The sequence below is a fragment of the Lysobacter sp. Soil_C_59 genome (assembly GCF_057656415.1).
The window spans coordinates 12,779-33,810 of record NZ_JBDGKK010000009.1 but is presented as its reverse complement, the minus strand read 5'-3'; the positions used below and the strand labels follow the sequence as shown (position 1 = coordinate 33,810).

Here is a 21,032-nt window from a genome sequence, read left to right as displayed (position 1 = left end):
CATGGATGTCCCGCGCCCCGACTAAAGCCAGGATGGCGTCTGGAGGGGCGGAGCAATCCCCGGCCCGGCGGACGGCGCCGCTCCGCAGAAGCAAGCCGGCCACCAACCGGCGCAAGGAAGCTTGCCGCCAGCCCGCTTTCCCGGCATGGTGCCGGCTTCCGTACGCCAGCGTATTCGCCATGACGGCCGCCAGCCCCCTGAGCTTCGAAAACACCGCCACCCCGCACCCGCTCTACCCACGCCTGTTCGAGCCACTCGACCTGGGCTTCTGCACCCTGCGCAACCGCGTGCTGATGGGCTCGATGCACACCGGGCTGGAGGACAAGGCCGCCGACTTCCCGAAGCTGGCGGCCTACTTCGGCGAGCGCGCCGCCGGCGGCGTCGGCCTTATCGTCACCGGCGGCTTCTCGCCGAACCTGGCCGGCTGGCTAAAACCCTTCGGCGGCACCCTGCGCTGGCCGTGGGAAGTGCGCCGCCACCGCCAGGTCACCAGCGCCGTGCACGGCCACGGCGGCCGCATCTGCTTGCAGATCCTGCACGCCGGCCGCTACGGCTACAGCCCGCTGCAGGTGGCGCCGAGCAAGCTCAAGGCCCCGATCAATCCGTTCACCCCGCGCGCCCTGTCGGCCGGCGGCGTCGAGCGCCAGATCCGCGCCTTCGTACGCACCGCCCAACTCGCCCGCGAAGGCGGCTACGACGGCGTGGAAGTGATGGGCTCGGAAGGCTACCTGCTCAACCAGTTCACCGCCCCGCGCACCAACAAACGCAACGACGCCTGGGGCGGCGACGCCAGCAAGCGCATGCGCTTCGCCGTCGAGATCGTCCGCCGCATCCGCGAGGCCTGCGGACCGGATTTCATCATCGTCTATCGCCTGTCGATGCTCGACCTGGTCGACGAAGGCCTGGCGTGGGATGAAGTGGTGCAGCAGGCGAAAGCCGTGGAAGCCGCCGGCGCGACGTTGATCAACACCGGCATCGGCTGGCACGAAGCGCGCATTCCCACGATCGCCACGTCGGTGCCGCGCGCAGCTTTCACCGGCATCACCGGTCGACTGAAGCCGCATGTGTCGCTGCCGCTGATCACCACCAACCGCATCAACATGCCGCAGGTCGCCGAGCGCGTGCTCGCCAGCGGCGACGCCGACATGGTGTCGATGGCGCGGCCGCTGCTGGCCGATCCGCAGTGGGTCAACAAGGCGCGCGAGCAGCGCGCCGACGACATCAACACCTGCATCGCGTGCAACCAGGCGTGCCTGGACCACGTGTTCGAAAACAAGACCGCCAGCTGCCTGGTCAATCCCCGCGCCTGCGCCGAGACCGAACTCAACTACACGCCGACCACGTCGCCACGTCGCATTGCCGTGGTCGGCGCCGGACCGGCGGGCATGGCCTGCGCGACGATCGCCGCCGAGCGCGGCCATCGCGTCACCCTGTTCGAAGCAGGCAGTGAGATCGGCGGCCAGTTCAACCTGGCCAAGCGCATCCCGGGCAAGGAAGAGTTCCACGAAACCCTGCGCTACTTCGCTCGCCGCATCGAGCAGACCGGTGTCGAACTGCGCCTGCACACCCGCGCCGACGCAGACGCACTCGCCGGCTTCGACGACGTCGTGCTGGCCACCGGCATCCGTCCGCGCGAAGTCGAGTTTGCCGGCGCTGACCATCCCAAGGTGGTCAGCTACCTGGACGTCCTCACGGGTCGGGTCGTGCCGGGACGCAAGGTCGCCCTGATCGGCGCCGGCGGCATCGGCTTCGACGTCGCCGAGTTCCTCGTGCATCACCCCGGCCCGACCGACCCCGACGCTGTCGACGCAGCCCAGTGGCGCGCCGAATGGGGCGTGGACCTCGGCTACGGCGGCGACACCCGTGGCGGCCTGGCCCCGGCGCAACCGGAGGCGCCCGCCCGCGAGGTCTGGCTGCTGCAGCGCAGCCCGGGTCGCCCGGGTGCCCGCCTGGGCAAGACCACCGGCTGGATCCACCGGGCCACGCTCAAGGCCAAGAAGGTCCGGATGCTGGGCGGCGTGGAGTACCTCGGGGTCGACGACGAAGGCCTGCACATCCGGGTCGACGGCAGCGACCAGACCCTGCCGGTCGACCACGTGGTGATCTGCGCGGGTCAGGAGCCGTTCAAGCCGCTGGAGAGTCAATTGGGGGGTACCGGCAAGGCGACTCATGTGATCGGAGGGGCCGATGTGGCCGCCGAACTCGACGCAAAACGCGCCATCGCGCAGGCCTCGCGGCTCGCCGCGACGCTGTGACACGCGCCCGCTCCCGGACGCTGAGAGCCCCACGGGACGGGGCTTTCAGCTGCCTGTTCAGATAAAAAACCCAAGACAATCCGATGGTTACGAATTAGCCATTCAGCTGGCATTTATACTTCCGCCGCTACCTTGCGCCAACTTTTCAGCCACCCCCTTGGTGGCGACCCACACCGCCCGCGCCTTTGCGCGGTTTAGGTGAAGGGGCAAAAGCGTGCCGCAGAGCCCGCTGCCCTCCCCAGTACGCCATGCCGGTTCGCGCCGCAGTTGCCGTGTTTCCCATCAGGGACGGCGACCGCGATGCGGAACGGCGCAACGGAGCAAGGAGTCCGATTAGATGAAACTGGCTTGGATCCTGTGGCTGGCCTCTGTGCTTCCGCCACAAACCGCCGATTCGCTGTGCCTGAGCACCACCGTCTACCTGGAAGCCCGCGACCAGTCCGTGCGCGGCCAGAAGGCGGTGGCTGAAGTGGCCCTGCGCCGCCGTGACAGCGGCCTGTGGGGCAACACGGTCTGTGACGTGGTCACCGCCCGCAAGCAGTTCGCGCCGACCCTGGTGGCCCCAGGCACGCGCCTGACCAACACCGAGGCGTGGGGCGAGGCCGTCACCGTCGCTCTCGATGCCGAGCGCAACTGGGCCCTCCCGCCCGGCCAGCGCAAGGAGATCGTGCCCGGTGCCAGCCACTTCGCCGCCCACGCGATCGCCAGCCCGAGCTGGCGCACCGCCTACCAGGTGGCCACCATTGGCGACCACACCTTCTACAAGGTGCAGTCGTTGAAGCCGCGCCGCACCTGAGGCGGCAATGATGCAAGCGGCTTCGCCTGAAGCCGCTCACGGACTGTTGCAGCCGTGGCGTTGAGCACGCGGGACGAGTCGGCGATAGTGGGTAATTGCCCATCGCCCCCGCGGAGTTCGCCATGAAGCTCTACACCAAGCCCGGTGCCTGTTCGACCGCCGACCACATCGCCCTGGAGTGGACCGGCCAGCCGTTCGAGTACGAGATCCTGGACAAGGACTCGATGAAGGCGCCCGCCTACCTGGCCATCAATCCGACCGGCGCCGTGCCGGCCGTCGTCGATGGCGACTTCGTGTTGACCCAGAACGCCGCGATCATGGGTTACATCGCCGACAGCTATCCCGAGGCCGGTCTCGCCGGCGACGGCAGCGCGCGCCAGCGCGGCGAAGCCGCCCGCTGGCTGGCCTTCGTCAACTCCGACCTGCACCCGGCGTTCAAGCCGCTGTTCGGCCCGGCGGCCTTCATCGAAGACGAAGCCCAGTACGACGCCGTCAGGGCCACCGCGCGCAAGCGCGTGCGCAGCCTGTTCGAGGCCGCCGACAAGCAGCTGGCCGGCAAGCAGTGGCTGGCCGGCTTCCGCAGCTTCGCCGACCCCTACCTCTACATCACGATGCGTTGGGCCGATGGTCTGGGAATCGACCTGGGCGGCCTGGCCAACCTGGCGGCCTTCCGGCAGCGCATGGACGCCGACCCCGGCGTGCAGAAGGCGCTGAAGGACGAAGGGCTGGCCTGAGCCCTACGCCACGGAGGACCTGCTTCCAAGGCAGGTCCTTCGCTGTTCCAAGCGCGACGCCTAGGCAGTCGCCAGCGAACGCAGGCGCCGCTCCATCTCACCGGCGAACCCTACGCTGTGGGTTTTGGCCAGGGCCGTGCTCAGGTCCGGCAACAGCGCCAGCAACTCGTCCACATCGGTGCAGCGCTCGATCTTGAGCTGCAGGAAATAGCCGCGCAGGCCCAAGTGCTCGCGCACGGTCTCAGACATCTGCGTGTACAGCGGGGCGTAACCGCCACCGCTGCCGGCCGTCGGTCCGGGCCCCATGGCTGTCGTTACAGCGGCAGTGAAGAACTGTCCCGTCACCCGCCCGGGAATCGACGCAGCTGCAACGGCTGCCATGGTCTGCGGCACGTCGACCAGCCCCAATGCGCGCAGTTGCTCGAGCCCATCGGGCGGCCCACGCAGACCTGCGATCACGTCACGCAGTTGCCCGGCGCTGCGCTGGCCATCAACCAGCAACAGGATCGAACGCAATACGTTTGGCAGTTTGCGCGTGCGCTGCAGGATCTCATCGCGCCCGGCATCGGTCTTGTTCGGCACTTCGTCATCGCGCATGGCTTCCCCTAAAACCATCGGCCACGAAAGGCGTGGCCGACTATGCCATGGGCGGCGCGCCGGAGGATGGCCTGAAAGGGGGTATCAGACGAAAGGCGGGGGTCGGGGCAGGCTGTTCGCTGCCCTGCCCCTCTCCCTGGCCGCGGTGCGGCCTGTCCCTCCCCCGCGAAGGGGGAGGGTCTTGCACGTGACTCAGCGCTTGTCGATCGCCACGTACTCGCGATCTTCCGGGCCGACGTAGTTCGCGCTAGGACGGATGATCTTGCCGTCCTCGCGCTGTTCGATCACGTGCGCGCTCCAGCCGGTGGTGCGAGCAACCACGAACAGTGGCGTGAACATCGGCGTCGGGATTCCCATCATGTGATAGGCCGATGCGCTGTACCAGTCGAGGTTCGGGAACATCTTCTTGGTGTCCATCATCAGGTTCTCGATGCGCTCGGACACGTCGAACAGCATCTGGTTGCCGCCCTCGGCACACAGCTTGCGCGAGATTTCCTTGATGATCGGATTGCGCGGATCGCCGATGGTGTACACAGGATGGCCGAAGCCGATGACGATCTCCTTGCGCTCCATGCGTGCGCGGATATCGGCCTCGGCCTCGTCGGCGCTGCCGTAGCGGCTGATGATGTCCATCGCCACTTCGTTGGCGCCGCCGTGCTTGGGACCGCGCAACGCACCGATCGCGCCGGTGAGGCACGAATGCAGGTCCGAACCGGTGCCGGCGATCACGCGCGCGGTGAACGTCGATGCGTTGAACTCATGCTCGGCGTAGAGGATCAGCGACTTGTCGAGCGAGTCGGCATGCAGCTCGCTCGGCGGCTCGCCGTGCAGCAGGTGCAGGAAGTGCGCGGCGACGCTGTCGTCGTCGGTCTCCACGTCGATGCGGCGACCGTTGCGGGTGAAGTGCCACCAGTAGATCAGCATCGAACCGAAGCTGGCGATCAGCTTGTCGGCGATGTCGCGCGCCTCGGCAGCCGGATGGCCTTCGCGCTCGGGAAGCACGGTGCCCAGCACCGAGCAACCGGTGCGCAGCACGTCCATCGGATGTGCGTTGGCCGGCACCAGCTCCAGCGCCTCGGAGACGATCGCCGGCAATCCGCGCAGGCGCTTGAGCTTGGCCTTGTAGGCCTTGAGCTGCGACACTGTCGGCAGGGCGCCGTGCACGAGCAGGTGCGCGACTTCCTCGAACGTCGACTTGGTCGCCAGGTCGTGGATGTCGTAGCCGCGGTAATGCAGGTCGTTGCCGCTGCGGCCGACGGTGCACAGGGCGGTATTGCCCGCGGCGGTGCCGCTCAGGGCGACGGATTTCTTGGCCTTGGGCAGGATCTGTGCCGAGTCACTCATTGCTTGTCTCCTCATTCGGCCACGTTGGCGGTGGATTTTTTGTCCGGTCCCGCCAGGGGCCGTCGTTCTCAGGGATAACGCGGTTAGCTGCAGGTGCTGCTAATAGCAGGGGGTAAAGCCAAGTTGCGACGGGCAGGTCGCACGCGACCGTGGCGGGCCAGTATCGCGCCCGTCGCGGTCGCATGGCGGACGGACGCGCCGGCGGAGATAGGGACAGGGGGACTCAACGTCGAGGCCCTGTACGCTCCGTCGGCCGACCACTTCCATCCTTTGCTTACTTCTCGCGCGCGAACAGCGCGTCGAGCTTCTCTTCGTACGCGTGGTAGCCCAGGTAGTCGTAGAGCTCCGCGCGCGTCTGCAACGTCGGCACGAGGCTCTTCTGCGTGCCTTCGCGGCGTACCGTCTCGTAGAAGTTCAACGCCGCCTTGTTCATGGCGCGGTAGGCGCCGCAGCAGTACAGGGCGATGTCGACACCGGCCTCGCGCAGCTCGTCGGTGGTGAAGAACGGCGTGGAACCGAACTCGGTCAGGTTGGCCAGGATCGGCACCTTCACCGCGGCCTTGAAGCGGCGGTAATCCTCGAGCGTGTTCATCGCCTCGGGGAAGATCATGTCGGCGCCGGCCTCTACGTACGCGCAGGCGCGCTCGATCGCCGAATCGATGCCCTCGACCGCGGCCGCATCGGTGCGGGCCATGATCACGAAGCTGCTGTCGGTGCGCGCATCGACGGCCGACTTGACGCGATCGACCATTTCCGAGGTCGGCACCACTTCCTTGCCCGGGCGGTGGCCGCAACGCTTCTGGCCGACCTGGTCTTCCATGTGCACGGCGGCGACGCCGACGTTGATGAAGGACTTGATGGAGCGGCCGATGTTGAAGGCACCGCCCCAGCCGGTGTCGATGTCGACCAGCAACGGCATCTGCGTGGCGTCGACAATGCGGCGTGCGTCGGTGAGCACGTCTTCCATCGTGCTGATGCCCAGGTCCGGCACACCAAGCGAATTGGCGGCGACGCCGCCACCGGACAGGTACAGGGCCTTGTAGCCCACGCGCTTGGCCATCAGGCCGGCGTAGGCAGTGATGGCACCCATCACCTGCAGCGGGGATTCTTCAGAAACGGCGGCGCGGAAACGGGCACCGGCGGAGGCTTGCGAAGTCATGTCATCTCCTGGTTGAAGGGGCATTTTAGGCCACCTCGGGCGGCGGCGTCGGGTTTGCCTGCGCTCGTCATTCCCGCGAAGGCGGGAACCCAGTGACGTGGCTTTTCCCCGCCTTCGCCAGGATGTCGCGATTTGAGAACTCAACTCCCCGGGTCAACTGCCAGAATCGGCCCCCCGCTCCAGCGCCCGCCGCACCTCTTCCAGCGCCCCCGGATCATCCAACGTCGACAGGTCGCCCGGGTCGCGGTGCTCGGCCAACGCCTGCAGCGAGCGCCGCAGCAACTTGCCCGATCGCGTCTTGGGCAAGGCGTTGACGACATACACCCGTGCCGGACGGGCCACCCCGCCCAGCTGCTCGACCACCCGCTGCTGCATGCTCGCCGCCGCCTCCGCCGCCGATTCGCCGCCGAGCGCCTGCTTCAACGTCGCGAACACCACCGGCACCTGCCCCTTGAGCTCGTCATGCACGCCGATCACCGCCGCCTCGGCGACGCTGGGATGGGTCGAACACGACTCCTCGATCTCGCGCGTGCCCAGACGGTGCCCGGCGACGTTGATGACATCGTCGGTGCGACCGAGGATGAAGGTATAGCCATCTTCGTCGCGGATCGCCCAGTCGAGCGAGCTGTACACCAGTTGCTTGAAGTGACTGAAGTAGCTCGACAGGAAACGCGCATCGTCGTTCCACACCGTGGTCAGGCACCCCGGAGGCAGCGGCGGTTCGATCACCAGCACGCCCTTCTGCCCCGGCGCGACGTCCTCGCCTGTGCTGTCGTCGATCACGCGCAACTTGTAGCCCGGCGTCGGCAGCCCGGGCGAGCCGAACTTCACCGGTTTCATGTCCAGGCCAGGCATCAGCGACAGCACCGGCCAACCGGTTTCAGTCTGCCAATAGTTGTCGATGATGGTCTTGCCGATGCCGTCGGTGATCCAGTGCGCGGTCGGCTCGTCCAGCGGTTCACCGGCAAGGAACAACCAGTGGAGCTTCGACAGGTCGTGCTTCGTCAGCCACGACGGATCCTGTTTCTTCAGCACGCGGATGCCGGTGGGCGATGAGAACATCGTGCGCACCCCGTACTGCTCGCAGATGCGCCACCAGATGCCTGGATCCGGATTCGTCGGCAGCCCTTCGTACAGCACCGATGTCGCACCGGCGATGAGCGGGCCATAGACGTTGTACGAATGCCCGACTGCCCAACCGACATCGGACGTGGAGAAGATCACCTGCCCGGCGCGCACGTCGTAGATCGACCACATCGACAGCGCCATCGCCACCGCATAGCCACCCACGTCGCGCTGCACGCCCTTGGGCTTGCCGGTGGTGCCGGAGGTGTAGAGCAGGTAGCTGGGCTCGTTCGACTCCAGCCACTCGACCTCGACCTGCGCACCTTCATGCTTCGCGCGCAGCGTTGCGTAATCGACATCGCGACCTTCGACGATGTTGAGTGCAGGATCGAGCCCGCGGCTGACGACCAGTACATGCGGCGGCGGTGACGCGGCCTCCGCGCAAGCGGCATCGACCAGCGGCTTGTAGGCAATGACCTTGCCGCCACGCATGCCGGCATCGGCGCAGATGAGCAACTTCGGTTTCGCATCGTCGATGCGCAGCGCCAGATTGTGCGCGGCGAAGCCACCGAAGACGACCGAGTGCACCGCACCGATGCGCGCACAGGCCAGCATCGCGAACACCGCCTCGGCCATGTTCGGCATGTAGATCACGACGCGATCGCCGCGCCCGACACCGAGCGACTTCAACACTGCGGCGAAGGTGTTCACCTCGGCGTGCAGTTCGCGGTAACTGATCTCGCGGGTGACGTTGGTCTCCGACGAAATCGCCACGAGCGCCAGCTGATCGCCGCGCTCATCCAGATGGCGATCGACCGCGTTGTAGCAGAGGTTGGTTTCGCCGCCCGCGAACCATTTGCGAAACGGAGGGTTGGAATAATCGAGGATCTGCCGCGGCGGCTTGTGCCAATGGATCGCCCTCGCCTGCTCCGCCCAGAACACCTCGGGCTGCTCAATCGAGCGGCGGTAGAACTCTTCGTAACCCATCGCGGCACCCTCAACGACCCATGCGTTGAGGCTAGTCCCAGCGGCGGAAGGAAGCGTTACGACCTTGGTCGAAATTCCCCCGACCCATCATTCCTCCAACCCGTCATTCCCGCGAAGGCGGGAACCCAGCGTCGTTGCTCCCCTTACCGAAGACCGTGCAACCAATCGCCGGAGCGTTGTCCGCAGGGATCACGGTGACGGGGCGGAAGGTGTGTCGGCCTGGGTCCCGGCGTGCGCCGGGATGACGGTGACAGGGCGGGATGGCGGAGCCACAAAAAAAGGCGGCCCGAAGGCCGCCTCTTCAGCGCAGCCGGCACGAAGCCGGCAGCAGTCAATCAACCCAGCAGATGGGCCACGCCGGCACGCTCTTCTTCCAGCTCGGCCAGCGTCTTGTCCATCGCCGCGCGGCTGAACTCGTCGACCGGCAGACCCTCGACGCGCGTGTACTCGCCATTGGCCGTGGTCACCGGCACGCCGTACAGCACGCCTTCGGGAATGCCGTAGCTGCCGTCCGACGGAACGCCCATCGTCACCCACTTGCCGTTGCTGCCCAGCACCCAGTCACGGATGTGGTCGATGGCGGCGTTGGCAGCCGAAGCGGCCGACGACAGACCGCGCGCCTCGATGATCGCCGCGCCGCGCTTGGCGACCTGCGGGATGAACGTATTGGCGTTCCAGTCGGCGTCGTTGATCTTGTCCTTCAGCGAGGCACCGTTGATCGTGGCGAAGCGGTAGTCCGGGTACATGGTCGGGCTGTGGTTGCCCCACACGACCAGCTTCTCGATGTCGGCCACGGCCACGCCGGCCTTGGAGGCCAGCTGCGACAGCGCACGGTTGTGGTCCAGGCGCAGCATCGCGGTGAAGTTCTTCGCCGGCAGGTCCGGCGCCGACTTCATGGCGATGTAGGCGTTGGTGTTGGCCGGATTGCCGACCACCAGCACCTTGACGTTGCGCGAAGCGACCTTGTTCAGCGCGGCGCCCTGGGCGGTGAAGATCTTGGCGTTCTCCAGCAGCAGGTCCTTGCGCTCCATGCCCGGGCCGCGCGGACGCGCGCCGACCAGCAGGGCGATGTCGGCGTCCTTGAACGCGACCTCGGCGTCATCCGTGCCAACCATGCCGGCCAGCAGCGGGAACGCGCAGTCTTCCAGCTCCATCATCACGCCCTTGAGCGCGGCCTGGGCCTTCTCCATCGGCAGCTCGAGCATCTGCAGGATGACGGGCTGGTCTTTGCCGAGCATTTCGCCGGAAGCGATGCGGAACAGCAGCGAGTAGCCGATCTGGCCGGCAGCACCGGTAACGGCAACGCGGACGGGGGTCTTCATGGGTAACTCCTGAAATGAAAAGCGGGGCGACAGGCGCCCCGCGATGGATCACGAAATTTAGGAAAGCTCTGCAAAGAATTCCTGGAAACGCTGCAGGCCCGGAGCGAGCTGCGGCGTCGGACAGGTGTAGCTGATGCGTAGCGCGCGCGGCTCGCCGAACGCCGAACCCGGCACGCAGGCCACGCCCTTGGCTTCCAGCAGCGCATTGCAGAAGTCGACGTCGTTGCCGATCTTCGTGCCGGTCGGGCCGTGGATCTTGCCGAAGGCGACGCTGATGTCCGGGAACACGTAGAACGCGCCCTGCGGACGCGGGCAGATCACGCCCGGGATCGAATCCATCACCGCCATCACCTGGTCGCGCTTGGCCTGGAACTCTGCGCACTTGGCCGTCGGCACGTCCTGCGGACCCGACAGCGCGGCGACCGCAGCGGCGCTGACGATCTCCGGGATGTTGGTGATGTGGTTGGAGTTCATCGTCACGATCGCCTGCGCGATCGCTTCGGGGCCGGCCATGAAACCCACGCGCCAACCCGGCATGCCGTAGGTCTTGGACAGCGAGTCGATGAAGATCACGCGCTCGCGCAGCTCCGGACGGGCGTGCACGAAGTTGTGGTAGCCCAGGCCGTCGAACACCATGCGGTTGTAGATGTCGTCGGTGATGACCCAGGTGTCCGGGTACTTGGCGACGACGTCGGCCAGCGCGTCGATCTCTTCCTTCGAATAGACCATGCCGGTCGGGTTCGAGGGATTGTTGAACAGGAACACCTTGGGCTTCTTCGCCAGCGCGACGTCGAGCTGCGCCGGGGTGAGCTTGTAGTCCTGCGAGGCCGGGCACGGCAGCAGGTCGATCTTCGCGTTGACGATGTCCGCGATGTCGAGGTAGCTCGTCCAGTACGGCGTCGGGAAGACGATCGTGTCGCCTTCGTCGAGCAGCGCTTCGGCGAGGTTGTAGATGACGTGCTTGGCGCCGATGCCGGTGGCGATGTTGACGCGGCCGTAGCCGGTCAGTCCGATCTTCGCCATGTGCTCGATGAAGGCATCGAGCATCGCGTCGGCACCGCGATTGCTGCCGTACTGGCCGCTGTCCTTGCTCAGCGCATCACGCGCCGCGGCATAGACATGGTCGCCGGGGAGGAAGTTGGGAACACCAATCGAGAAACTGATGATGTCGCGGCCTTCGGCTTTGAGCCGCTTGGCCTTCTCGGCAACCTGCATGATCGCGCTGGGCTTGGCGCGACCGATGCGCCGGGCAAGCTGGGGCATCGCGGGAACCTCTGGGAGTCGATGTGGGGTCGCTGCGGGCGACATGTCCAACCGCCGCCAGAGCCCGCAAATGTTAGCACGGAGGTTCGTGGCGGCTCGTTGCGCGGGCGGGTCGAATGCATCCCTGAAACGCAGACGCCCGCCCCGGCAAGGCCGGAGCGGGCGCCTGTGCGTGACCGGCTGGCGCCGCCTTACGGGCGGGCGTTCTGGTCCAGCGTCTTGTTCCACTCGGCGACGCGGTCAGCCTTGGCGGCCAGCACCGCGGCGGTGTCGCCCTCGATCTTGACCGACTTGATCGTGTCGCCCTGCTTGACGCTGTCGACGATCTGCTGGCCTTCCAGGACCTTGCCGAAGACGGTGTGCTTGCCGTCCAGCCACGGGCACGGGACGTGGGTGATGAAGAACTGGCTGCCGTTGGTGCCCGGGCCGGCATTGGCCATTGACAGCACGCCGCGCTCGTGGCTCAGGCCATTGCGGGCCTCGTCCTCGAAGCGGTAGCCGGGGCCACCGGTGCCGGTGCCCAGCGGGCAGCCGCCTTGGACCATGAAATCGTTGATGACGCGGTGGAAGTTCAGGCCGTCATAGAAGCCGCGCTGGGCCAGGTTGACGAAGTTGGCGACCGTCAGCGGCGCCTTGTCGGCGGCGAGTTCGATGCGGATCGGACCGCGGTCGGTGTCGAAGGTGGCGATCAGGCTCATGAATCCGTCTCCTGGGACGTGGGGCAGTTGGGTGCAAGTGGGGCAAAAGCGGGGGAAAGGCGCAAAAAGCGTTCAGACTTGCCGTTCAGATGGCGGCGTCCGGGCCAATAGACAAGGGTACTTGCAACGCCTCCACCTGAACAGGCAGAGGTAATCATTGACAGGTATAATGCCCGGCTACCTCCTCGCCCGAGTGCCGGTCTGCCGGCCTTTTCGCATGTCCATCGAACGCCTCCGCAATATCGCCATCGTCGCCCACGTCGACCATGGCAAGACCACTCTCGTCGACTGCCTGCTCAAGCAGTCGGGCACCCTGTCCGAACGCACGGTGCTGGCCGAGCGCGCGATGGACAGCAATGACCAGGAAAAGGAACGTGGCATCACGATCCTCGCCAAGAACACGGCGATCACCTGGCAGGGCAACCGCATCAACATCGTCGACACCCCGGGCCACGCCGACTTCGGCGGTGAGGTCGAGCGCGTGCTGTCGATGGTCGACTCGGTGCTGATCCTCGTCGACGCGATGGACGGCCCGATGCCGCAGACCCGCTTCGTCACCCAGAAGGCGTTCGCGATGGGCTTCAAGCCGATCGTGGTCGTCAACAAGATCGACCGTCCGGGCGCCCGTCCTGACTGGGTCATCGACCAGGTGTTCGACCTGTTCGACAAGCTCGGCGCCACCAACGAGCAGCTCGACTTCCCGATCGTCTACGCCTCGGCGCTGCACGGCTACGCCAGCCTCGACGACAGCGCCCGCGATGGCGACATGACCCCGCTGTACGAAGCGATCATGAAGCACGTCGCGCCGCCGCAGGTCGACATGGACGGCCCGTTCCAGATGCGCATCAGCCAGCTGGACTACAGCAACTTCGTCGGCCTGATCGGCATCGGCCGCATCCAGCGCGGCAAGGTCCGGCGCAACATGCCGGTCAGCGTGATCGACCGCGAAGGCAAGAAGCGCCAGGGCAAGGTCCTGCAGGTGCTGGGCTTCATGGGCCTGGAGCGCCTGGAGACCGAGGAAGCCGAGGCCGGTGACATCGTCGCCATCTCCGGCGTCGCCGACCTGTCGATCTCCGACACCGTCTGCGCCCTGGACTTCCCGGAAGCGCTGCCTGCGCTGACCGTCGACGAGCCGACCATCTCGATGACCTTCCAGGTCAACAACTCGCCGTTCGCCGGCAACAAGGAACTCAGCGGTGGCAAGTTCCTGACCAGCCGCCAGCTGCGCGAGCGCCTGGAGCGCGAGACGCTGCACAACGTCGCGCTGAAGGTCGAGGAAGGTTCCGACCCGGACAAGTTCCTGGTCTCCGGCCGTGGCGAGCTGCACCTGTCGGTGCTGATCGAGAACATGCGCCGCGAAGGCTTCGAGCTGGCCGTGTCGCGTCCGGAAGTGATCATCAAGGAAATCGACGGCCAGATGATGGAGCCGGTCGAGCAGCTGGTGGTCGACATCGAAGAGCAGCACCAGGGCGGCGTCATGGAGAAGCTGGGCATCCGCAAGGGCCAGCTGAAGAACATGGAGTCCGACGGCAAGGGCCGCGTGCGCCTTGATTACATGATCCCGGCCCGTGGCCTGATCGGTTTCCAGAACGAGTTCCGCACCCTGACCCAGGGCTCGGGCCTGCTGTTCCACGTGTTCGACCATTACGGTCCGAAGGAAACCGGCGCGATCGCCAAGCGCCAGAACGGCGTGATGATCGCCAATGCCGCCGGCACCACCCCGGCCTACTCGCTCGGACCGCTGGAAGAGCGCGGCCGCCTGTTTGCCGCCGAAGGCGACCAGGTGTACGAGGGCCAGCTGATCGGCATCCACTCCAAGGACAACGACCTTACCGTCAATGCCATCAAGCCCAAGCCGCTGACCAACATGCGCGCCTCGGGCAAGGACGATGCGATCAAGCTGACCCCGGCGATCAAATACTCGCTGGAACAGGCCCTGGACTTCATCGAGGACGACGAGCTGGTCGAAGTCACCCCGAAGGAAATCCGCCTGCGCAAGAAGTTCCTGACCGAGTCGGACCGCAAGCGCGCCTCGCGCGCGGCCTGAGTCACCGGGTACAGTAAGCACCGGCACGCACCAAGGGCGTCGACTCGCCAACATGACCGACGCCCAGCACTACAACCCGGATCCGCACGCGCATCCGGGTCTCCATGTCATCGCGATCTTCGAGGCCGCCAAGGGCCTGCTGGCACTGCTGGCAGCCAGCGGCCTCGAACTTCTCGGGCCGGCGCCGCTGCTGCGCTGGCTGCATGAGCTGATCGCCCGATTCCAGCTCGACCCCAACGAAGGCGCCCTGGCCTGGTTGAACAAGGTCATCAACCCCGACGGCGTGCACCTGGCTGCCGCGGTGGTCCTGGCCTATGGCCTGCTGCGCATGCTCGAAGCCTGGGGTCTGTGGCGGGCCAAGGCCTGGGCCTCGTGGCTGGGCTGCATCAGCGCCGCGATCTACCTGCCCCTGGACCTCTACGCCGTGTACCACCACCCCGGCTGGACTTCGTGGGCGGTCCTGGCCGTCAACTTGATCGTCGTCGCAGTGCTGGCACGCGATCTGCTCAAGCGTCGCCAATAGGGCCTGACGGCGGTTCAGTTTCGCGTATGCTCGGCGACGGCCATCCGCGACCGGGGAATCGCAATGCGCTCTTTGCCTGTAACCAAGACGTTGTCCGTGGCGATGATGATCGCCTTGCTGCCTGCCTGCCAACGCGCTGACGCGCCGGATGCGGGCGTGGCTGTGTCCAAGCCAGCAGTTGCGGTCGCATCGGCGAATGCCGGCCCGGCCCCTGCCCGCTTCGCGTACGCCGAGGTCGGCATCGCCGAACTGCAGGCACGCATGGAACGCGGCGAACTCAGCAGCCATGCGCTGACCCAGGCCTACCTCGACCAGATCGCCGCCATCGACGATGCCGGTCCGCGACTCAATGCGGTGATCGAGACCAATCCGAATGCGCTGAAGGAAGCCGACGCGCGCGATGCCGAGCGCAAGGCCGGTCGCGTCCGTGGCCCGCTGCACGGCGTGCCGATCCTGCTGAAGGACAACATCGACGCGACGCCGATGGTGAACTCGGCCGGCTCGCTCGCCCTCGCCTCGCACCATCCGCGCACCGACGCCTTCCTGGTCGCGCGTCTGCGCGAGGCCGGCGCGGTGATCCTGGGCAAGACCAACCTCAGCGAATGGGCCAACTTCCGTTCCTCGCGCTCGAGCTCCGGCTGGAGCGCGCGCGGTGGACAGACCCGCAACCCGTACGCGCTGGACCGCTCGCCGTGCGGCTCCAGCTCCGGCAGCGGCAGCGCCATCGCCGCCAGCCTGGCCGCCGCCGCGATCGGCACCGAGACCGACGGCAGCATCATCTGCCCGTCCTCGGTCGCCGGCCTGGTCGGCATCAAGCCGACCGTCGGCCTGGTCAGCCGCAACGGCATCATTCCGATCTCGCACAGCCAGGACACCGCCGGCCCGATGGCGCGCAGCGTCGCCGACGCGGCGGTGCTGCTGTCGGCGATCGTCGGTCGCGACGACGCCGACCCGGCGACCGCCGAAAGCACCGGCCGTGCGATGTTCGATTACCACGCCCGACTCAACGCCGACGGCCTGCGCGGCGCCCGGATCGGCGTGCTGCGCAAGTCCATGGGCTTCCACCCCGATGCCGACGCCGCGCTCGAGCGCAGCATCGAGGCCATGCGCAAGGCGGGCGCGGAAGTCGTCGACGTCGAGATCGCCGGCGCGGGCAGCTGGAACGAGCCGGAAATGGACGTGCTGTTGTACGAGTTCAAGCACGGCGTCGACGGCTACCTCTCGCGCAGCGGTGCGCAGGTGAGCTCGCTGGCGGGCCTGATCGACTACAACCGCAAGAATGCCGGCAAGGAAATGCCCTATTTCGGCCAGGAGCTGTTCGAACGCGCCCAGGCCAAGGGCGCGCTCGACGAGATCGGCTACATCGAAGCGCGCAGCAAGGCCCGTCGCCTTGCCGGCGCCGAAGGCCTGGAAGCGACGCTGACGGCGAACAACCTCGACGCCGTGGTGGCACCCGCCACCGCGCCGGCGTGGCTGATCGACCCGGTCAACGGCGACCACTTTCTTGGCGAAGGCTACGGCGCCGCCGCGGTGGCCGGCACGCCCAGCATCACCGTACCGATGGGCGACAGCTTCGGCCTGCCAATCGGCATCATCTTCATGGGCCCGGCCTGGAGCGAACCGCGCCTGATCGAACTGGCGTATGCGTTCGAGCAGAAGACCAAGGCGCGCAAGGCGCCGCAGTTCCTGGCGACGGTGTCGCTGGGCAACAGCAAGGGCTGAGGTCTTGCTCGTCGTCCCGGCGAAAGCCGGGACCCACCTTGCTCGTCATTCCCGCGAAGGCGGGAACCCAGGGACGTTGCTCTTGCTTGCGCAGCAAATGGATCCCGGCTTTCGCCGGGATGACGGTGACGGAACTTACGCCGGCGCCGCGATCTGCGCCTGCTTGCGCACGATCAGCATCGCGATCTCCAGCGCCTGCTCGTAGTTCAGGCGCGGATCCACCGTCGACATGTACGCCCGCTCCAGATCGCTCTCGGTCAGCTCGCGCGCGCCACCCAGGCACTCGGTGACGTCTTCACCGGTGAGCTCCAGATGCACGCCACCCAGGCGCGTGCCGGCCGCGGCGTGCAACTCGAACGCCTGCTCCAGCTCACTGCGGATGTTGCGGAAGCGGCGCGTCTTGTAGCCGTTGCTGGTGCTCTCGGTGTTGCCGTGCATCGGATCGCACACCCACAGCACGCGACGCCCGTCGCCGCGCACTGCATCGAGCAGCGGCGGCAGCTTCTCGGCGATGCCGGTCGCGCCCATGCGATGGATGAAGGTGAGCCGGCCCGGCTCGTCTTCGGGATTGAGCAGGTCGATCGTGCGCAGCAGCTGGTCCGGCGTCACCGACGGGCCGACCTTCAGTGCGATCGGATTGCGGATGCCGCGGAAGTATTCGGCGTGGGCGCCATCGACCGCGGCGGTGCGCATGCCGATCCACGGGTAATGCGTACTGAGGTTGAACCAGCCCCAGTGACGCGGCACCTGGCGCGTCAACGACTCTTCGTACGGCAGCAGCAACGCTTCGTGCGACGTGTAGAAGTCGACGCGATTGAGGTTGTGCACCTCCGAGCCCGACAACGTCTCCATGAAGCGCACCGCATCGCCGATCGCATTGACCATGCGCCGGTATTCCTCGGCGAGTTCGGAATGGCCGACCCAGCTGAGGTTCCAGTATTCGGGGTGGTGCAGGTCGGCGAAACCGCCGTCGATCAGGGCGCGGACGAAGTTCATCGTCATCGCCGAACGCGCGTGCGCCTTGATCATCCTGCGAGGATCCGGCGCGCGCGCGGCGGCGGTGAATTCCGGCGCGTTGACCATGTCGCCGCGGTAACTCGGCAAGGTCACCTCACCGATCGTCTCGGTGTCGGTCGAACGCGGCTTGGCGTACTGGCCGGCGAAGCGGCCCACGCGCACCACCGGCTTGCGCATGCCGTGGACGAGCACCAGGCTCATCTGCAGCAGCACCTTGAGGCGGTTGGAAATCACGCCGGAGTTGCAGGCCGAGAAGCTCTCGGCGCAGTCGCCGCCCTGCAGCAGGAAGCGCTTGCCTTCCTGCGCGTCGGCCAGCTGCTGCTTGAGCGAGAGGATCTCCCACGACGTCACCAGCGGCGGCAGCTCGCGCAGTTCGGCCAGCGCCGACTCCAGTGCGGCCGCGTCCGGATACTGCGGCAACTGCATTGCAGTACGGTTGCGCCACGACTGCGGATTCCAGTCGGTGGGCAGGTTCACGGCACGGAGGTTGCGATCGGGCGTAGGCATGACACGGAATGCTGCAATGCGGCGAATCACTATGGGCGCTAGTCAGGCGCCCTGCAACCGTTACAGCGGCAACAGTGGCCTAGCGGCGACGGAACGCTGCGTAGCCGGCCCAGATCGCCAACAGCACGAACCAGACCAGGCTCCAGGTCGGCATGGACAAGCCGAGGAACGACCAGTCGACATTGGCGCACTCGCCCGAGCCGGTCATTACCTTGCGGATCACGCCGGTGATCGGCATCGCTTCGAGCATGTAGTCCAGGCCCGGACCGCACGACGGCACCTGGTCCGGTGGCAGATGCTGCAGGCGGACGTGATTGCCGGCGACCGCGATGCCGCCCAGTGCGGCCAGCAGCGCCGCCACACCATAGCCACGGCGACCGCCCGTGCCCTTGGGCGCGTGCAATGCACCGAGCAGGAACACCAGGCCCATGACGAAGAACGCGACGCGCTGGAAGATGCACAGCGGGCACGGTTCGAGACCGTCGTGGAGCTGGAGGTAGAACGCGAAGCCCAACAGGCCGGCGCAGGCGAGGAAACCGATCAGGAACTGGATGCGGAACGAGCCGCGCAGGATGGCATTGGTCATGCCGCCAAGCTTAACGGCGATGCCTTTGCGCAACCAGTCGGCCTGGCGTATCGGGCACACCGCTCGTCGCAGCACTCCCTGCCCAGACATCGTCATTCCCGCGAAGGCGGGAATCCAAGGACGTATCCCCCAAAAGCAAAAACCCCGGCACTTGGCCGGGGTTCTGCGAAACACTGCGCGCGCGGGAAATTACTCCGCAGCGGCTTCCGGACGGTCGACCAGCTCGACGTAGGCCATCGGCGCATTGTCGCCAGCGCGGAAACCGCACTTGAGGATGCGCAGGTAGCCGCCCGGACGGGACTGGTAACGCGGGCCGAGCGTGGTGAACAGCGTGCCCACGGCTTCCTTGTCGCGCAGGCGCGAGAAGGCAAGGCGGCGGTTGGCAACGCCATCAACCTTGGCCAGGGTGATGAGCGGCTCGGCAACGCGACGCAGCTCCTTGGCCTTGGGCAGGGTGGTGCGGATGAGGCCGTGCTTGATCAGCGAGGCCGCCATGTTGGTGAACATGGCATCGCGGTGAGCACTGGTGCGGCTGAACTTACGGCCGGCTTTCTGGTGGCGCATGGTCGTGATTCCTGATGAATGTTGAGTCGTTGAACTTCGCTGTCGCCATCCAGGCGCTGACACAGTGGACTGCGGGTGGCCCGAACCGACCCTCCGTGGCCGGCTTGCCGCGAGCCTTCAGGCTCGTCGGTGTACTACTTGCTGCAAGAACACAGGCCGCACCCGAAGGTGCGGCCCGCCTGGAACGGAGCGTTAAGCTCAGCCCATCATGCCGTGCTGGGCGATGCCAGCGGGCGGCCAGTTTTCCAGCTTCATGCCGAGCGAAAGACCGCGCTGGGCGAGGACTTCCTTGATCTCGGTGAGCGACTTCTTGCCGAGGTTCGGCGTCTTGAGCAGTTCCACTTCGGTCTTCTGGATCAGATCGCCGACGTAGTAGATGCTCTCGGCCTTGAGGCAGTTGGCCGAACGCACGGTGAGCTCGAGGTCGTCGATCGGACGCAGCAGGATCGGGTCGATGCCGCTGGTGGCCGGCTTCGCCGCACCGCGATCGCGGTGGGTGAAGTCGCCGAACACCGACAGCTGGTCGGTGAGGATGTCGGCCGCGGTGCGGACGGCTTCCTCGGCGTCGATCGTGCCGTTGGTCTCGATGTCGAGAACCAGCTTGTCCAGGTCGGTGCGCTGCTCCACGCGGGCCGCTTCAACGGCATACGCGACGCGGCGGACCGGCGAGAAGCTGGCGTCCAGCATCAGGCGACCAATGGCGCGGGTTTCCTCGTCCGGGCGACGACGAGCGGCGGCCGGCTGGTAGCCGAAACCACGCTCGATCTTCAGACGCATGTTGAGCGCGGTGTCCTTGGTCAGGTGCGCGATCACATGCTCGGTGTTGAGGATCTCGACGTTATGGTCGGTCTTGATGTCACCGGCGGTGACGATGCCGGGGCCCTGCTTGGCGAGCGACAGGGTCGCCGACTCGCCGGTGTGCATGCGGATGGCGACGTCCTTGAGGTTCAGCAGAACCTCGAGGACATCCTCCTGCAGGCCTTCGACCGTGGTGTACTCGTGCAGCACGCCATCGATCTCGACTTCCGTGATTGCGAAGCCCGGGATCGACGACAGCAGCACGCGGCGCAGCGCATTGCCGAGGGTGTGGCCATAGCCACGCTCCAGCGGCTCGATCACGACCTTGGCACGGTTGCCCGTAAGGCGTTCGATCTGGGGGCCGCGCGGGCGCAGCACCTGGTTTGCGGTAACCGTCATGTTGTGGCGTCTCCTGGATTACTTCGAGTACAGCTCGACGATCAGCGCTTCATTGATGTCTTGCGGCAGGTCAGCACGATCCGGAACAGCCTTGAACACACCAGCGAACTTCTTGCTGTCGACTTCAACCCACGACGGCGAGAGGTCCATCTGCTGCGCCACGGTCAGGGATTCCTGCACGCGGAGCTGCTTCTGGGCGCGTTCGGCCAGCGCGATCGCGTCGCCAGCCTTGACCTGGTAAGAAGGCAGGTTGACCGACTTGCCGTTGACCGTGACGCCGCGGTGCGAAACCAGCTGGCGGGCGGCCGGACGCGTCACCGCAAAACCCATGCGGTAAACGACGTTGTCCAGGCGGGTCTCGAGGAGCTGCAGCAGGTTTTCACCCGTGTTGCCCTTCTTGGTCGAGGCCTTCTTGTAGTAGTTGCGGAACTGACGCTCCAGCAGACCGTAGATACGCTTGACCTTCTGCTTCTCGCGAAGCTGGGTGGCGTAATCGGACAGCTTGCCCTTGCGGGCAGTCGGGCCATGCTGGCCGGGCTTCTGCTCGAGCTTGCACTTGGAATCAAGTGCGCGAGCGGACGACTTCAAGCCGAGGTCGGCGCCTTCGCGACGAGCGAGCTTACAGGTGGGACCAATATAACGAGCCATT

The 21,032-nt window shown here is 66.4% G+C and carries 18 protein-coding genes; 6 read left to right on the top strand and 12 right to left on the bottom strand.

All coding sequences use genetic code 11. The features are described 5' to 3' along the window. The first annotated feature begins 179 nt into the window (after window positions 1-179). The 3 genes from AC3A3Q_RS15435 to AC3A3Q_RS15425 all read left to right on the top strand — a co-directional run bounded on the left by AC3A3Q_RS15435 (window position 180) and on the right by AC3A3Q_RS15425 (window position 3,785). The gene (locus tag AC3A3Q_RS15435; protein ID WP_487587061.1) at window positions 180-2,255 is read left to right on the top strand and encodes an oxidoreductase; all 2,076 of its coding nucleotides are present in this window, start codon (window positions 180-182) and stop codon (window positions 2,253-2,255) included. Between the two features lie 337 nt (window positions 2,256-2,592). After that, the gene (locus AC3A3Q_RS15430; protein WP_158733560.1) at window positions 2,593-3,051 is read left to right on the top strand and encodes a cell wall hydrolase; all 459 of its coding nucleotides are present in this window, start codon (window positions 2,593-2,595) and stop codon (window positions 3,049-3,051) included. Window positions 3,052-3,173: 122 nt separating this feature from the next. Continuing rightward, complete coding sequence (locus AC3A3Q_RS15425) at window positions 3,174-3,785, top strand: glutathione S-transferase family protein (RefSeq protein ID WP_487587060.1); 612 nt, start codon at window positions 3,174-3,176, stop codon at window positions 3,783-3,785. A gap of 60 nt (window positions 3,786-3,845) precedes the next feature. Here the strand turns inward: AC3A3Q_RS15425 and AC3A3Q_RS15420 are convergent, their stop codons facing one another. From AC3A3Q_RS15420 to AC3A3Q_RS15390, 7 genes are all read right to left on the bottom strand, one after another. Next, window positions 3,846-4,382: a hypothetical protein gene (locus AC3A3Q_RS15420; protein ID WP_487587059.1), complete on the bottom strand. Its 537-nt coding sequence runs from the start codon at window positions 4,380-4,382 to the stop codon at window positions 3,846-3,848. Window positions 4,383-4,574: 192 nt separating this feature from the next. Next, window positions 4,575-5,726 (bottom strand): bifunctional 2-methylcitrate synthase/citrate synthase, encoded by a 1,152-nt coding sequence (gene prpC / locus AC3A3Q_RS15415; RefSeq protein ID WP_487587058.1) that lies wholly within the window; start codon window positions 5,724-5,726, stop codon window positions 4,575-4,577. 274 nt (window positions 5,727-6,000) lie between these two features. Then, entirely contained in the window at window positions 6,001-6,885 is an 885-nt protein-coding gene (gene prpB, locus AC3A3Q_RS15410) for a methylisocitrate lyase (RefSeq protein ID WP_487587057.1), read from the bottom strand. 153 nt (window positions 6,886-7,038) lie between these two features. Then, window positions 7,039-8,937, bottom strand: a complete 1,899-nt coding sequence (gene prpE, locus AC3A3Q_RS15405; RefSeq protein ID WP_487587056.1) for a propionate--CoA ligase — start codon at window positions 8,935-8,937, stop codon at window positions 7,039-7,041. Between the two features lie 335 nt (window positions 8,938-9,272). Then, window positions 9,273-10,259, bottom strand: a complete 987-nt coding sequence (locus AC3A3Q_RS15400) for a malate dehydrogenase (protein ID WP_487587055.1) — start codon at window positions 10,257-10,259, stop codon at window positions 9,273-9,275. Between the two features lie 57 nt (window positions 10,260-10,316). Then, a complete protein-coding gene (locus tag AC3A3Q_RS15395; RefSeq protein ID WP_487587054.1) occupies window positions 10,317-11,522 on the bottom strand; it encodes an aminotransferase class I/II-fold pyridoxal phosphate-dependent enzyme in 1,206 nt (401 codons plus the stop codon). A 191-nt stretch (window positions 11,523-11,713) separates the two neighbouring features. Beyond that, window positions 11,714-12,220, bottom strand: coding sequence for a peptidylprolyl isomerase (locus AC3A3Q_RS15390; protein WP_487587053.1), 507 nt, complete (start codon window positions 12,218-12,220; stop codon window positions 11,714-11,716). A gap of 217 nt (window positions 12,221-12,437) precedes the next feature. Here AC3A3Q_RS15390 and typA point away from each other — a divergent pair, with 217 nt between their 5' ends. The 3 genes from typA (at window position 12,438) to AC3A3Q_RS15375 (ending at window position 16,512) form a co-directional block, all read left to right on the top strand. Then, complete coding sequence (gene typA, locus AC3A3Q_RS15385; protein WP_200606482.1) at window positions 12,438-14,267, top strand: translational GTPase TypA; 1,830 nt, start codon at window positions 12,438-12,440, stop codon at window positions 14,265-14,267. Between the two features lie 52 nt (window positions 14,268-14,319). Further along, window positions 14,320-14,790: a DUF2127 domain-containing protein gene (locus AC3A3Q_RS15380; protein ID WP_200606483.1), complete on the top strand. Its 471-nt coding sequence runs from the start codon at window positions 14,320-14,322 to the stop codon at window positions 14,788-14,790. Window positions 14,791-14,880: 90 nt separating this feature from the next. Continuing rightward, window positions 14,881-16,512 (top strand): amidase, encoded by a 1,632-nt coding sequence (locus tag AC3A3Q_RS15375; protein WP_487587191.1) that lies wholly within the window; start codon window positions 14,881-14,883, stop codon window positions 16,510-16,512. Between the two features lie 135 nt (window positions 16,513-16,647). On the opposite strand, the gene AC3A3Q_RS15370 is transcribed toward AC3A3Q_RS15375, so the two are convergent. The 5 genes from AC3A3Q_RS15370 to rpsD all read right to left on the bottom strand — a co-directional run bounded on the left by AC3A3Q_RS15370 (window position 16,648) and on the right by rpsD (window position 21,031). Then, window positions 16,648-18,036 carry a class II 3-deoxy-7-phosphoheptulonate synthase gene (locus tag AC3A3Q_RS15370; RefSeq protein WP_487587052.1) on the bottom strand — a complete coding sequence of 463 codons (1,389 nt, stop codon included), beginning with the start codon at window positions 18,034-18,036 and terminating at the stop codon, window positions 16,648-16,650. Between the two features lie 79 nt (window positions 18,037-18,115). Next, window positions 18,116-18,622 (bottom strand): disulfide bond formation protein B, encoded by a 507-nt coding sequence (locus AC3A3Q_RS15365; protein WP_487587051.1) that lies wholly within the window; start codon window positions 18,620-18,622, stop codon window positions 18,116-18,118. Window positions 18,623-18,811: 189 nt separating this feature from the next. Then, window positions 18,812-19,186, bottom strand: a complete 375-nt coding sequence (gene rplQ, locus AC3A3Q_RS15360) for a 50S ribosomal protein L17 (RefSeq protein ID WP_200606488.1) — start codon at window positions 19,184-19,186, stop codon at window positions 18,812-18,814. Window positions 19,187-19,384: 198 nt separating this feature from the next. After that, the gene (locus AC3A3Q_RS15355; protein ID WP_158733575.1) at window positions 19,385-20,383 is read right to left on the bottom strand and encodes a DNA-directed RNA polymerase subunit alpha; all 999 of its coding nucleotides are present in this window, start codon (window positions 20,381-20,383) and stop codon (window positions 19,385-19,387) included. An 18-nt stretch (window positions 20,384-20,401) separates the two neighbouring features. Next, the gene (gene rpsD, locus AC3A3Q_RS15350; protein WP_200606492.1) at window positions 20,402-21,031 is read right to left on the bottom strand and encodes a 30S ribosomal protein S4; all 630 of its coding nucleotides are present in this window, start codon (window positions 21,029-21,031) and stop codon (window positions 20,402-20,404) included. Window position 21,032: the final 1 nt, after the last annotated feature.

What these genes read in the sequence shown, in the direction of transcription:
- AC3A3Q_RS15435 (WP_487587061.1), top strand. Translation starts at nt 180, where the DNA reads ATGACGGCCGCCAGCCCCCTGAGCTTCGAAAACACCGCCACCCCGCAC.
- AC3A3Q_RS15430 (WP_158733560.1), top strand. Translation starts at nt 2,593, where the DNA reads ATGAAACTGGCTTGGATCCTGTGGCTGGCCTCTGTGCTTCCGCCACAA.
- AC3A3Q_RS15425 (WP_487587060.1), top strand. Translation starts at nt 3,174, where the DNA reads ATGAAGCTCTACACCAAGCCCGGTGCCTGTTCGACCGCCGACCACATC.
- AC3A3Q_RS15420 (WP_487587059.1), bottom strand. Translation starts at nt 4,382, where the DNA reads ATGCGCGATGACGAAGTGCCGAACAAGACCGATGCCGGGCGCGATGAG.
- prpC (WP_487587058.1), bottom strand. Translation starts at nt 5,726, where the DNA reads ATGAGTGACTCGGCACAGATCCTGCCCAAGGCCAAGAAATCCGTCGCC.
- prpB (WP_487587057.1), bottom strand. Translation starts at nt 6,885, where the DNA reads ATGACTTCGCAAGCCTCCGCCGGTGCCCGTTTCCGCGCCGCCGTTTCT.
- prpE (WP_487587056.1), bottom strand. Translation starts at nt 8,937, where the DNA reads ATGGGTTACGAAGAGTTCTACCGCCGCTCGATTGAGCAGCCCGAGGTG.
- AC3A3Q_RS15400 (WP_487587055.1), bottom strand. Translation starts at nt 10,259, where the DNA reads ATGAAGACCCCCGTCCGCGTTGCCGTTACCGGTGCTGCCGGCCAGATC.
- AC3A3Q_RS15395 (WP_487587054.1), bottom strand. Translation starts at nt 11,522, where the DNA reads ATGCCCCAGCTTGCCCGGCGCATCGGTCGCGCCAAGCCCAGCGCGATC.
- AC3A3Q_RS15390 (WP_487587053.1), bottom strand. Translation starts at nt 12,220, where the DNA reads ATGAGCCTGATCGCCACCTTCGACACCGACCGCGGTCCGATCCGCATC.
- typA (WP_200606482.1), top strand. Translation starts at nt 12,438, where the DNA reads ATGTCCATCGAACGCCTCCGCAATATCGCCATCGTCGCCCACGTCGAC.
- AC3A3Q_RS15380 (WP_200606483.1), top strand. Translation starts at nt 14,320, where the DNA reads ATGACCGACGCCCAGCACTACAACCCGGATCCGCACGCGCATCCGGGT.
- AC3A3Q_RS15370 (WP_487587052.1), bottom strand. Translation starts at nt 18,036, where the DNA reads ATGCCTACGCCCGATCGCAACCTCCGTGCCGTGAACCTGCCCACCGAC.
- AC3A3Q_RS15365 (WP_487587051.1), bottom strand. Translation starts at nt 18,622, where the DNA reads ATGACCAATGCCATCCTGCGCGGCTCGTTCCGCATCCAGTTCCTGATC.
- rplQ (WP_200606488.1), bottom strand. Translation starts at nt 19,186, where the DNA reads ATGCGCCACCAGAAAGCCGGCCGTAAGTTCAGCCGCACCAGTGCTCAC.
- AC3A3Q_RS15355 (WP_158733575.1), bottom strand. Translation starts at nt 20,383, where the DNA reads ATGACGGTTACCGCAAACCAGGTGCTGCGCCCGCGCGGCCCCCAGATC.
- rpsD (WP_200606492.1), bottom strand. Translation starts at nt 21,031, where the DNA reads ATGGCTCGTTATATTGGTCCCACCTGTAAGCTCGCTCGTCGCGAAGGC.